This window comes from Microbulbifer sp. CnH-101-G (assembly GCF_052466775.1).
Genome location: NZ_CP174292.1, coordinates 844,651 through 857,142 on the forward strand (window position 1 = coordinate 844,651; position 12,492 = coordinate 857,142).

Genomic DNA, 12,492 nt, shown 5'->3' on the forward strand with positions numbered 1-12,492 from the left:
AAAGTTTCGCTCACCACAATGCCTAGGCTAGGGTCTGGCTGGCGCAATTTTATTGACTTTTTTGCTTTCGGCTCGGTAAGGTTGTCGATCTTTTGTTAATTTTATTTGTTTTTATTGCGTCTTCTCCTGGCGCAGCATTTTAGGTTGGGGTGTACTGCCGGGAGCCTAGGCGCGGAGGGAATTTGTGAGCGCAACAATTGAAGACGTCGCAGAGGCGGCGGATCAGGTGTCTGCGGTAGAGCCGCAGCGTGCAGTGCGTATCGGTGTTTGCGGTTTGGGCACTGTGGGCAGCGGAACGATTAATGTCCTGGCGCGCAATGGAGATGAGGTGGCCGCGCGCTGTGGTCGCGCGGTGGTGATTGAGCAGGTCGGAGCCCGCCGCGACAACCCCGATTGCGATACCAGCCAGCTGAATGTCACCCGCGATATCTTTGAGGTCGCCCACAATCCTAATGTCGATATTCTGGTGGAATTAATTGGCGGCACTACGGTAGCGCGCGAGCTGGTTCTGGTAGCGATAGAAAACGGCAAGCATGTGGTGACAGCGAACAAGGCACTGATCGCCGAGCACGGCAATGAGCTGTTTGAGCTGGCCGCACAAAAGGGGGTCACCATTGCGTATGAAGCGGCCGTGGCCGGCGGCATTCCTATTATTAAATCCCTGCGCGAAGGCTTGGTGGGCAACCGCATCGAATGGCTCGCCGGTATTATTAATGGCACTGGGAACTATATCCTCACAGAAATGCGCGAGAAGGGTCGCAGCTTTGATGAGGCCCTGGCTCAGGCACAGGCGCTTGGATATGCCGAAGCGGACCCGACCTTCGATGTGGAAGGTATCGATGCCGCGCACAAGCTGGTAATTATGGCCTCGCTAGCTTTCACTATCCCGCTCGCCTTTGACAAGGTGTATACCGAGGGGATCAGCCGCATTTGCCCGGAGGATATCCGCTATGCCGATGAACTCGGCTATCGCATTAAGCACCTGGGTATCGCCCGCCGCACAGAGCAGGGGGTAGAACTGCGGGTACACCCAACCTTGATTCCCCAGCGTCGCCTGATCGCCAATGTCAATGGTGTGATGAATGCGGTGTTGGTCAACGGCGATGCAGTGGGGCCAACCCTGTATTACGGCGCGGGCGCCGGTGCCGAAGCCACTGCCTCGGCAGTGATTGCCGATATCGTCGATGTAGCGCGCACCCTCGATGCCAAGCCGGATCAGCGCGTGCCCGCTGCCGGGGTGGCCTTGGCAGAGCAGGGCGATACTCTGGTGTTGCCGGAGGAAGAAGTGGTCACCAGCTATTACCTGCGTATTTCCGCTCACGACAAGCCCGGAGTCATGTCCAAGGTGGCGACGATCTGCAGCGATCAGGGCATCAGCATTGAGGCCCTGATTCAGCACGAGCCAGTGGATGGGGAAGAGTTAGTTCCTGTGGTGATTCTCACCAGTCGTGCCAGAGAGGCCTGCCTGCGCGAGGCGGTCGCACAAATTGAGGCCCTGGATACAGTCGAGGGGGAAGTGGTGCGCATTCGCGTGGAGAGCCTCGGCTGATCCTTACCCCCTCTGCTACATGGCGCCGTTCCATAGGAGTCGGCGCCAGTTTTCACTATTGCCCACGAGATCCAAGAGCGAAATAACATCGTGAAATTTGTCAGCACCCGCGGCCGCGCGCCGTCTCTCTCTTTTGCCGATACCGTCCTCACCGGGCTAGCCAGTGATGGCGGTCTCTATGTGCCCGAGTCACTGCCGCACTTTTCCAAAAAGGATATTGCGGCTATGGCAGGTATGGATTACCAGCCGTTGGCCTTTGAAATTATCCGGCCGTTTGTGGGAGAGGATCTCAGTAAGCGGGAGCTGCGCGATATTATCGGGCGCTCATACAGTCAGTTTCGTCATAGGGCGGTGGCGCCCTTGGTGCAGACCGATACCAACGAGTGGATTCTGGAGCTTTTCCACGGCCCGACTCTGGCCTTTAAAGATTTTGCCCTGCAGTTTCTCGGCCAGTTATTCGATCACCTGCTGGAAAAGCGCGGTGCGCGCGTGGTGGTGATGGGGGCGACTTCCGGGGATACCGGTTCGGCGGCGATTGAAGGCTGCCGCCACTGCGACAATATCGATATTTTTATTCTGCACCCCCACAACCGTGTCTCAGAAGTACAGCGCCGGCAGATGACCACGGTGCTGTCGGACAATGTGTTCAATATCGCCATGGAAGGTAATTTCGACGATTGCCAGAATATGGTGAAGGCCAGCTTTGCCAACCAGTCCTTTTTGCCCGACGGACGCCGCTTGGTGGCAGTGAACTCCATTAATTGGGCGCGCATTATGGCGCAGATCGTCTACTACTTTTATGCGGCCTTGCGCCTGGGTTCGCCGGAAAAAACCGTGAATTTCTCCGTGCCCACCGGCAACTTCGGCGATATTTTTGCCGGTTACCTGGCGAAGCAGATGGGTCTGCCTATCGACCAGTTGGTGATCGCCACCAATGCCAACGATATCCTGCACCGCTGCATCAGCGATAACGACCACACCCCCAAGCCGCTGGTGCACAGCCTGTCGCCCAGTATGGATATCATGGTGTCCAGTAACTTTGAGCGGCTGTTGTTCGATCTCTACGGCCGTGACGGTGCCGCAGTGGCAGAATTGTTGGCGGATCGCAGTGCACCTATGCACTTGAGCGAAGTGGCCCTGTTGCAGGCCCAAAAGACATTTTCCAGCTGCCGGGTCGACGATGCGCGCACTATTGAGGTGATCCGCGAGCAGTACCAGGCGACCGGCTATCTGCTCGACCCCCATACCGCAATTGGTGTCGAGGCAGCGAGAAGGGTGCGGCGCTCCGCCGAGCAGCCCATGGTTTGCTTATCCACCGCACACCCGGCAAAATTCCCCGATGCCGTGGCGCAGGCGCTGCCACAAACCGAAATTCCCCTGCCGGCCCATATGCAGGACCTTTGGCAACGCGAAGAGCGACTCAAGGTACTGCCCAACGACTTGTCCCAGGTGCACGACTATATGGCGACCATGCTGTCCGAAGGACGCTAGCTGGCGCAGACTTTGCAGCGAGGGACTTGGCGGCCGGATAAAAAAAGCTGAGAGAGAATGAGTACAAGAATTCAGCGGCGGCCAGTGGATTTTTCCACTGGCCGTTTTGCTTCTGAAACCCCCAAAATTTTGCAGAGGGTACTGCTTGGTCGTGGCATCGTCAGCGAGGAGGCCCTGAACCACAGTCTCGCCAAGCTGCAGCAACCCCAGTTGATGCGGGGGCTGGATACAGCGGTGACACTGCTGGTGGAAGCCGTGCGAGCGCAACAGAAGATCTTGATCGTCGGTGACTTCGATGCCGATGGTGCCACCAGCAGCACGCTCGCCGTGCTGGCACTGGGGGCCATGGGAGCGCCGGGCGTGGACTTCCTGGTGCCGAACCGTTTCGATTTTGGTTACGGCCTCACCCCGGAAATCGTAGAGGTGGCCAAGGATTGCGCCCCGGATATGCTGATCACCGTGGATAACGGCATCAGCAGTATCGATGGGGTGGCGGCGGCCAAGGCAGCGGGTATGACAGTGATCGTAACCGATCACCACCTGCCCGGCAGTGAGCTGCCAGATGCCGATGCCATTGTGAACCCGAACCAGCCGAACTGTGATTTCCCCAGTAAAAATCTCGCTGGTGTGGGAGTTATCTTTTACCTGTTGAGTCGTCTGCGCAGCGCCTTGCAGGAGTGCGGCTGGTTTGAGCAGAGCGGTATTGCCCCGCCGAATATGGCCGAATATCTCGATTTGGTGGCGCTCGGCACCGTGGCAGACCTGGTGCCGCTGGATCACAACAACCGCATCCTGGTGCACCAGGGTATTGCTCGTATTCGTTCCGGTCGCTGCCGACCCGGTATTTCCGCTTTGTTAGAAGTGGCCGGGCGTGACCAGCGCAGGCTTTCCACCACCGATATTGGTTTTATCCTGGGGCCGCGTATCAATGCGGCCGGGCGCCTGGATGATATTGGCACCGGCATCCGCTGCCTCCTGACCCGCGATCCCAGTGAGGCTCGTGAGCTGGCGGGGGAGCTGGATATGCTCAACCGGGACCGCAAGGCCATCGAGCAGGGTATGCAGCGGGAAGCTCTGGCGGCGTTGGAAGTTCTGCAGCTGGAGGGAGAGATTCCCTGGAGCTTGTGCCTCTACGATGCCAACTGGCATCAGGGGGTGGTGGGTATCCTCGCCAGCCGTATCAAGGAGAAATTCCACCGCCCGGTAATTGCCTTTGCCGAAGGGGATAACGGCTTGGTCAAAGGCTCGGCGCGCTCCATCTCCGGTTTGCATATCCGCGATGCCCTGAGCGATGTGGCTGCAGCCAATCCTGAGTTGATCAGTAAATTCGGCGGTCATGCTATGGCCGCGGGGTTGAGCCTGCCAGCGGAAAACCTCGATGCGTTCCGAGCGGAGTTTGAGCGCGTGGTGCGCAAGCGTCTGGATGAAAATCAATTGCAGGCGGTGATCGACTCCGATGGTGAGCTGGATATTGCAGACTACAACCTGCAAACCGCAGCCCTGTTGCGCGCCTGTGCACCTTGGGGGCAGGCGTTTCCCGAGCCGGTCTTCGATGGGGAGTTTCTGTTGCTGCAGCAGCGTATTGTCGGCGAGCGTCACTTGAAGATGGTGGTGGCTCCGCCGCAGGCGCCACAGCTGGCCCTCGATGCCATCGCTTTTAATGTGGACACAGACCAGTGGCCGCAGCCTACCGAGCGAGTGCGTTTGGCTTACAAGTTAGACGTTAATGAATTTCGTGGGCGCGAGTCCCTGCAGTTAATGGTGAACCTGCTGGAGGCCATGTAGGGCTTCCTTTGCAGAGAGTTGTGAATGGCTTGGAGCTTGTTCGCAGCAATAATAAAAAAGTGGTTGGAAGTAAAAACGTGAAACGCAAACAAGTCCAGGCCGAAATCCTGCTGTTATTAGCCGCTCTTTTCTGGGGCGTCGCCTTTGTGCCACAAAAGATCGCCATGGCGGATATTGAGCCGCTGGCCTTTAATGCTTGGCGATTTTTCCTCGGGGGCTTGATTCTGGTACCCATCGTTTACTGGCTGTCCTCCCGCAGGGATGCCCAGCCCGGCGAAGTGGATGGGCACTCTGTTATTCATCGCTGGAGAGCCTGTTTACCCGGGGGAGCGCTGCTCGGTTTTTGGTTATTTCTCGGTGCGGCGCTGCAACAGATCAGCCTGCTCTACACCACTGCCGGCCGCGCCGGTTTTATCACCGGGTTTTACCTCTTGCTGGTGCCGGTCATCGGCTTGTCCCTCGGGCATAAAACCAACCGCTGGACTTGGGCCGGTATTGGCCTGGCTTTATTTGGTCTCTACTGGCTGGCGGACTTCAGTGAAGAGTCTCAGCTAGTTGGCGACCTGATGGTATTTGCCAGCGCTTTTGTCTTCGCCATTCAGGTGCTCTCTGCGGATCGCCTGGTGAAACGCTACGATGCGCTGCGCCTTGCCTGTATCCAGTTTCTGGTTTGTGGTCTGTTGTCGGCCCTGGCATCGCTCTTCACCGAACAGGCAACGATACAGTCCGCTGTGGATGCAGCCTGGCCGATCGCCTACATGATGATTTTCTCCACCGCGCTGGCATTTACTTTCCAACTGCTGGCCCAGCGCCACGCGGCACCATCCCATGCCACGGTAATTATGAGCTTGGAGGCGGTATTCGCCCTGGCGGCGGGCTGGTTATTCCTTAATGAAATACTTAACACTACGGAATTGATTGGCTGTGGCCTGATGCTGGCTGGGATGCTGGTAAGTCATTATGGGAACCACAGTGGTACCCATCACTAGGAAAATACAATGGAATTGTCAGTACTCGCACTTTTTGTCCCCGCCAGTTTTTTTGTCTCGGTAACCCCGGGGCTGTGCATGATGCTGGCCCTCAGCCTTGGTATTACAGTGGGGGTGCGCCACACATTGTGGATGGTGATTGGCGAGTTGGTGGGAGTCGCCTTGGTGGCTCTGGCTGCGGGGCTCGGCGCGGCGGTCGTGATGGTGCAATATCCTGCGATATTTCAGCTGTTTAAATACTGCGGCGGTGCCTATCTCGCTTGGATAGGTATCCAAATGTGGCGCTCTCAGGGGCAGCTGGCTTCTCTTGATGCGGCACAGAGGAGCGGCCGGCCTTCAGCAAAGTCACTAATAGCCCAGGGGTTTATCACTGCGGTTGCCAACCCCAAGGGCTGGGCCTTCTTTATCGCCCTGTTGCCGCCATTTATCGACCAAAGCAAGCCTTTGGCACCGCAGCTCTCTGTGTTGATCGCCACCATACTGTTGCTGGAAACCCTGTGCTTGCTGATTTACGCTGGGGGTGGTCAGGCCCTCAGTCGCCTGTTGGAACACGCTGAAAATGTGCGTTTAATTAACCGTATTTCCGGTACTTTGATGTTACTGGTGGGAGCCTGGCTGGCCCTGTCTTAAGCTGGGTGGCCATTGCTTTATGGAGGAAGTTTGATGGTGAAAATAAAACTGTCTGCTCTGCTGGTGTTGACCTTACTGGCGATGGCGGCCTGCGGTGGAGCCAAGGAGGAAAAGGCTATGGAAAATCAGGTGGAGAATACTCCGGGCTCCAGTCAGCCAGAGGTGGCGGCCAATCCTCCCGTAGCTAGGCAGGGTGAGCTGGTTTGGGTCTATCGCAAGAGTGGCCGTAAGCAGTGCGAGGGCGGTGGCATGACGTTACAGCAGAGCCGAGCCAAGCTGCGGGAAAACGGTTTGATGGTGCAGGAATCCCGCTGCGGCGTGCGCACAGATCGAATGTTTCCGGCCGTTTGTGGTGCGCCCACCGGGGATATATTGCTGCACTTGATCAGTATGGATGCCTTGGATGCGGCCCTGGAGTTGGGTTACGACCCCGCAGAAAAAATGCAGTATCAATTTTCCCAGTGCCGGGATAACAGCGCCTAGGAACAAGGTCTATCAGCTGTAGTTAATGGGTTGGGAGTTGGCAGTGAATATTTCCCAGGCAGCGCAGCATTCGGGGCTTAGTAGCAAGGCCCTGCGCCATTATGAATCGATCGGCTTGGTATCTCCCGAGCGCAAAGCCAATGGCTACCGCCATTACAGCGAGAATGACCTGGAGACCTTGCGTTTTATCCAGCGCGCTCGCGCCTGCGGCTTCTCTATTGAGGAGGTGCGCACTCTGCTGGGCTTGCGGGATGACCCCGGGCGACACAGTCGCGAAACCAAGCAGCTGGTGCATGAAAAACTTTCCATACTGGAAGCCCAGCTGCGCGATATGCTGGCGATGCGTGAAACCCTGCATTCGTTTATCGACAGTTGTGCCGGTGATGACTCACCGGACTGCGCGATTTTGCAGCAGTTATCCGGCCAGCCATGCAAATAGGGATTTTGCCCGATTTACAGTGGCTGGCCGACTGGAAGGACCCCCGCGCGCTGCGGTAGAATGCGCGCCGCTTTTTATTTTGTCCGGACACCGAGAGTTCATGGAAATCAATCCCCTCCTCAACCAATTGAAAGACCTCGAAGAGCGCACCGACGTTCTTAGGGGGTATCTTTGACTATGCCAGCAAGAAAGAACGCCTGACCGAAGTAGAGCTGGAGCTGGCTGAGCCGAGCGTTTGGGACGACCCCAACCGCGCACAGGAACTGGGGCGCGAGCGTTCCTCCCTGGAAACGGTGGTTAACACTATCGAAAACCTCGACTCCGGCATTGCCGATTGCCGCGAACTGCTGGAAATGGCGGTCGAGGAAAATGACGAGGACTCCGTAGGGGAGGTCTCCACTGAGATCGAAGGTCTCCAACAGCAGTTGGGAGTTCTGGAATTCCGCCGCATGTTCTCCGGCGAGAACGATGAGAACAATGCCTACCTGGATATCCAGGCCGGCTCCGGTGGCACCGAAGCCCAGGATTGGGCGGAAATGATTTTGCGTATGTACCTGCGCTGGGGTGAAGCCCACGGCTTCAAGACCACCCTGGAAGAGGTCTCCGCGGGGGAAGTGGCCGGCATCAAGAGTGCCACCATACATTTTGCCGGCGACCACGCTTTCGGCTGGTTGCGCACCGAAACCGGCGTACATCGCCTGGTACGCAAGTCGCCGTTTGATTCCGGCAACCGCCGTCACACTTCTTTCAGCTCGGTATTTGTGTCGCCAGAAATCGATGACAATATCGAGATTGAAATCGACAAATCCCAGGTGCGTGAAGACACTTACCGCGCCTCCGGCGCCGGTGGTCAGCACGTGAACAAAACCGATTCTGCCGTGCGTTTGACCCACACAGAATCTGGCATCGTCGTGCAGTGCCAGAGCGAACGCTCCCAGCACCAGAACCGCGATAAAGCCTGGAAAATGCTGCGCGCAAAAATGTACGAGCAGGAAATGCTGAAGCGCAACGCAGAGAAGCAGGCCATGGAAGACAGCAAGGCCGACATCGGTTGGGGCAGCCAGATCCGCTCCTACGTGTTGGACGACCAGCGTATCAAGGACCTGCGCACCAGTGTCCAGACCAGCAACTGCCAGGCAGTACTGGACGGAGACCTGGACCAATTTATCGAAGCCAGCCTAAAAGCCGGCCTCTGATTTAAAGTCTCCACTCTCACCGCGCCCCTCGTCTCTCACTAATGAGTCGAGGGGTAATATCACTCACAAAACTGATAGATCACCATGACTGATATCCAGCAAGACGAAAACAAACTGATCGCCGAGCGCCGCACCAAGCTTTCCGCTCTGCGCGAGAAGGGCAATGCTTTCCCCAATAGTTTTCGCCGCGAGAACCTCGCTGCCGACCTGCAAGCTGAGTTCGGCGATAAACAGAAAGAGGAGCTGGAAGAACTGGGTAAACGGGCGTGCGTAGCGGGACGAATCCTGGCTAAACGCGGCCCCTTTATGGTGATCCAGGATGTGTCTGACCGCATCCAGCTCTACGCCGATAAAGCGGCACAAAAAGATATTAAAGAGCGCTTCGGTGCCTGGGATATCGGCGATATCGTCGGCGTAAAAGGCACACTGCACAAATCCGGCAAGGGCGATCTCTACGTCAACTGTGAAGAGTACAGCCTGCTGACCAAAGCGCTGCGCCCGCTGCCGGAAAAATTCCACGGCATCGCCGACCAGGAAATGCGTTATCGCCAGCGCTACGTGGACCTGATCGCCACGCCGGAAGCCCGCGAAGTGTTCCGAGTGCGCTCTAAAGTGATTGAGTACATCCGCGACTTCCTCAACGCCCAGCAGTTTATGGAAGTGGAAACACCCATGCTGCAAGTTATTCCCGGTGGTGCCAGCGCGCGTCCGTTCGTTACCCACCACAATGCGCTGGATATCGATATGTACCTGCGTATTGCCCCGGAGCTGTACCTGAAGCGTCTGGTCGTGGGTGGTTTTGAGCGGGTTTACGAGATCAACCGCAACTTCCGCAACGAGGGTCTGTCCACGCGCCACAACCCTGAATTCACCATGCTTGAGTTTTACCAGGCGTACGCGGACTACAACGACCTGATGGATCTCACCGAGAAGATGCTGCGCGGTATCTGTGAAGATGTACTGGGCTCCACCACTGTGGAATACCAGGACAGCAGCTACGACTTCTCCAAGCCGTTCGCGCGTTTGTCTGTGTTCGACTCCATCCTGCACTACAACCCGGAACTGACTGGGGCTGATATCGACAACATCGAATCCGCTCGCGCCGTTGCCGAGAAACTGGACATCCCGCTGAAAGACAGCTGGGGCCTGGGTAAGGTACAGATCGAGATCTTCGAGAAGACTGTAGAGCACCGTCTCGACCAGCCGACTTTTATCACTGAGTACCCAACCGAAGTGTCTCCGCTGGCTCGCCGCAACGATGACAACCCGTTTGTCACCGACCGCTTTGAGTTCTTCGTTGGCGGCCGCGAGATTGCCAATGGCTTCTCCGAGCTGAACGACGCAGAAGACCAAGCTGAACGCTTCAAAGCGCAGGTTGCAGAGAAAGACGCCGGTGACGACGAAGCCATGCACTACGACGCCGACTATATCCGCGCGTTGGAGTATGGCTTACCGCCCACCGCTGGTGAAGGTATCGGTATCGACCGCCTGGTAATGCTGTTTACCAACTCCCCATCGATTCGCGACGTACTGCTGTTCCCGCATATGCGCCCGGAAGCGAACGACTAAGCGAACAAAAACGTAAACTCCCACGCACTATCCCCAGTGTGTACAGCCACCGCGCTATTTCCGGCGCGGTGGTTTCCTTTCAGTAAATTCCCCATAAAGTGACAACTATTTTTAATAGAGCCTCAACCCCGCTATTTTTGGGGCGATGGAGCCTATGCAGGTTGGTAATACCCTAGATAAGCAGTGAAAAAAACCTGGTATTGAACCGACAGAATACAGGTGATTCAGAAACGCCTGGGGCCCTATGTGGCTGCAACTTGACGGTGAGAGGTGGAATAGGATTTTACTTCTTTGAATGTGGTGCTTGGTTCTAGTTTCCTGCTATAGATGCTTGGTAACAGTGACTGAAATGGCTTTGGGATTTCTTTCAATGTGATCGTTATTTTTATAGGAAATAATCTGAAGGATAAAAATGTTAAAAATCAATAGGTTGCTGATCCCTTAAAACTTGTGATAGTGGTCAGAATGATCACTTTTCCAGTTTGTACGATCGAGCCAAGTTTATTTAACCCTATGATTCTGAAATGAAATTAAGAGTTGGATTGGTAAATTGATCCTGAGATAGTAATCAGGATAATAGCGGTCGGAGTGATCACTATATAAATGTTAAATTATGTACATGATCAAGAAAGAGATACATTTAGGGGCTCTAGAATCCAAGTTCTATGAAGAGAATGGAGAGGAGTATTACAAGGTTAATGCGATCTTCGGTTCCCCGATCTCATGGAGCTTCAACAATCCACTCAGCCGTATTCAAGTCGAAGAGTGTTCAGAAAGTTGCCTTATAATTCATGGAAAATACATGAGCTTGAAAATGGAGTTTTCTGAACTCTCGCCGGGTCTTCAAAAATGTCGAGTAAAACCATACTTACTCAGCTTTTATCCAATAGGTGTCTATTTTGGTGAAATATCCTGTTCTAATAAAAGGCACCTACTTGAGCGCTTCGGTCACAGTTAACAAAGCAATGCAGCCGACGTTATGTGTAATCACATATGAGAAATCTAGTAGTTGCCAGTTTGTTGGTAATAGTCGGCTGTAACACAATAGAGAGAAGTATCATCTTTCGTCATCACGAACCTACTTCTTGTAAAGTGAAAGGCTTCGTATCTGGAACAGGCAAGACTGATGAGGGTGCATTTAAGAGTGCAAAGAGGAAAGTGGCTGAGTTAGGCGGAAATGTAATCGTTCCAGACCCGAAAGGGCCAATTGAAATTGGCTTTTCTCACACACCTGGCGCCTCCACAAAATACTATTCAATATACAATGCCAAAGGGTTCCTTTGTGAGTAAAACACATAACAAGTCAATCAACTTCGTGCCTTCGGCGCCGGACAGCTTACACTACGCTTCGCTTCGTTACAGCTGCCGGTTATTGAAGCGTTAGCTTAAATATGAACCGAAAGAAATCGTTATTGATTCTAGTTTCAACAACTCTATTAATAGGGGTTGTTTTCTCTATGGTGCCTTTTTTTTCATCGCTTCAGCCTAATGCTAAAGCTGAAGCAGCCCTGTTTAAGCTAGATATATCAAAGATTAATAATGGCGAATTTATAATTTTTGATCACCCAAACTACGGTGATTCAATCAGAGGCTATAAATGGAGCGTAATGATCTACAAGAGCCATAGTGGCTCCATTACTGCTTTTGATATTCCCCGCAAAGGAAAAGCAACAGGGCTTCCCGATATGTACTGGTGGAGGCCTGCTTGGCCATGCTTTAATTTTGGGCCAACCTTTTCAGGAAGCAAGGTTGATGAAAGCATGCCCATTAAGTGCCACGACAACAGAGAGGAGCTTGACTATTGGCTTCCCCAGGTTGAATGGGATCTAAGCGGAAAAACCATAAAAGGAGGCATGGATAATATGCTCCCAACATTAGGTACAGTTGAGGGAAAGCACTTTGTATTTGGAAAACGAAGCTGACAAAGGCCAGCACAACCGCCAAATGCAAAAAACGCATTTGGCTGGACTCGCTACACTGCGTTTCGCTCGCCTGTGTGGCCGGCGTTACATGCCCTAGGAAATATTGTGTCAAGCCAAAAGAAAATATGTAAAAAATTCGATGCAATGCCACTCCCCTCCAATGCGGGTGAAAAGCTAGGCATAGCTATCGAAACTATTGGCAAGATGCCAATTAATGGTTTACGACTCAACCCAGAGAGTGGAACATGTGGCTGGTATATCTGGTGCGGCGAAGAAATGTCCGAAAACGCAGATTTTTTCAAGGCATTGCACGTTAGTCATATATCGAAGTATCTACCTGAATTAGAGCAGTATTTATCATTGCCTCCAGGTTATAGATTTTTAATCGCTGGCGAGTACGAGGATGTGTGGCATGATCCACAGCTCACCAGCATATAAC

11 protein-coding genes are annotated in these 12,492 nt (G+C 54.1%); all 11 read left to right on the forward strand.

Going from position 1 to position 12,492, the window contains the following annotated elements:
* Nucleotides 1-226: 226 nt before the first annotated feature.
* On the forward strand, nt 227-1,549 hold the full coding sequence (locus tag ACJJID_RS03890; protein ID WP_444922603.1) for a homoserine dehydrogenase: 1,323 nt from the start codon (nt 227-229) through the stop codon (nt 1,547-1,549).
* Between the two features lie 90 nt (nt 1,550-1,639).
* Nucleotides 1,640-3,040, forward strand: a complete 1,401-nt coding sequence (gene thrC / locus ACJJID_RS03895; protein ID WP_444921565.1) for a threonine synthase — start codon at nt 1,640-1,642, stop codon at nt 3,038-3,040.
* 57 nt (nt 3,041-3,097) lie between these two features.
* On the forward strand, nt 3,098-4,825 hold the full coding sequence (gene recJ / locus ACJJID_RS03900; RefSeq protein ID WP_444921566.1) for a single-stranded-DNA-specific exonuclease RecJ: 1,728 nt from the start codon (nt 3,098-3,100) through the stop codon (nt 4,823-4,825).
* Between the two features lie 77 nt (nt 4,826-4,902).
* On the forward strand, nt 4,903-5,814 hold the full coding sequence (locus tag ACJJID_RS03905) for a DMT family transporter (RefSeq protein WP_444921567.1): 912 nt from the start codon (nt 4,903-4,905) through the stop codon (nt 5,812-5,814).
* A 9-nt stretch (nt 5,815-5,823) separates the two neighbouring features.
* On the forward strand, nt 5,824-6,444 hold the full coding sequence (locus ACJJID_RS03910) for a LysE family translocator (protein WP_444921568.1): 621 nt from the start codon (nt 5,824-5,826) through the stop codon (nt 6,442-6,444).
* Between the two features lie 33 nt (nt 6,445-6,477).
* Nucleotides 6,478-6,927 (forward strand): hypothetical protein, encoded by a 450-nt coding sequence (locus tag ACJJID_RS03915; RefSeq protein ID WP_444921569.1) that lies wholly within the window; start codon nt 6,478-6,480, stop codon nt 6,925-6,927.
* A gap of 43 nt (nt 6,928-6,970) precedes the next feature.
* Nucleotides 6,971-7,366, forward strand: coding sequence for a MerR family transcriptional regulator (locus ACJJID_RS03920; RefSeq protein WP_444921570.1), 396 nt, complete (start codon nt 6,971-6,973; stop codon nt 7,364-7,366).
* Nucleotides 7,367-7,466: 100 nt separating this feature from the next.
* Nucleotides 7,467-8,562 (forward strand): peptide chain release factor 2 gene (gene prfB / locus ACJJID_RS03925; protein WP_152452532.1). Its coding sequence is split into 2 segments (ribosomal slippage): nt 7,467-7,538 and nt 7,540-8,562, totalling 1,095 coding nucleotides; the frame shifts between segments, so codons are not numbered across the junction.
* 84 nt (nt 8,563-8,646) lie between these two features.
* Nucleotides 8,647-10,131 (forward strand): lysine--tRNA ligase, encoded by a 1,485-nt coding sequence (gene lysS, locus ACJJID_RS03930; RefSeq protein ID WP_444921571.1) that lies wholly within the window; start codon nt 8,647-8,649, stop codon nt 10,129-10,131.
* Nucleotides 10,132-11,522: 1,391 nt separating this feature from the next.
* Nucleotides 11,523-12,053 carry a hypothetical protein gene (locus tag ACJJID_RS03935; RefSeq protein WP_444921572.1) on the forward strand — a complete coding sequence of 177 codons (531 nt, stop codon included), beginning with the start codon at nt 11,523-11,525 and terminating at the stop codon, nt 12,051-12,053.
* A 105-nt stretch (nt 12,054-12,158) separates the two neighbouring features.
* Nucleotides 12,159-12,491, forward strand: coding sequence for an immunity protein Imm33 domain-containing protein (locus ACJJID_RS03940; RefSeq protein WP_444921573.1), 333 nt, complete (start codon nt 12,159-12,161; stop codon nt 12,489-12,491).
* Nucleotide 12,492: the final 1 nt, after the last annotated feature.

Excerpts from the sequence above, each read along its gene's own strand:
- recJ (WP_444921566.1), top strand. The coding sequence starts at position 3,098 with ATGAGTACAAGAATTCAGCGGCGGCCAGTGGATTTTTCCACTGGCCGT.
- ACJJID_RS03910 (WP_444921568.1), top strand. The coding sequence starts at position 5,824 with ATGGAATTGTCAGTACTCGCACTTTTTGTCCCCGCCAGTTTTTTTGTC.
- ACJJID_RS03915 (WP_444921569.1), top strand. The coding sequence starts at position 6,478 with ATGGTGAAAATAAAACTGTCTGCTCTGCTGGTGTTGACCTTACTGGCG.
- lysS (WP_444921571.1), top strand. The coding sequence starts at position 8,647 with ATGACTGATATCCAGCAAGACGAAAACAAACTGATCGCCGAGCGCCGC.
- ACJJID_RS03935 (WP_444921572.1), top strand. The coding sequence starts at position 11,523 with ATGAACCGAAAGAAATCGTTATTGATTCTAGTTTCAACAACTCTATTA.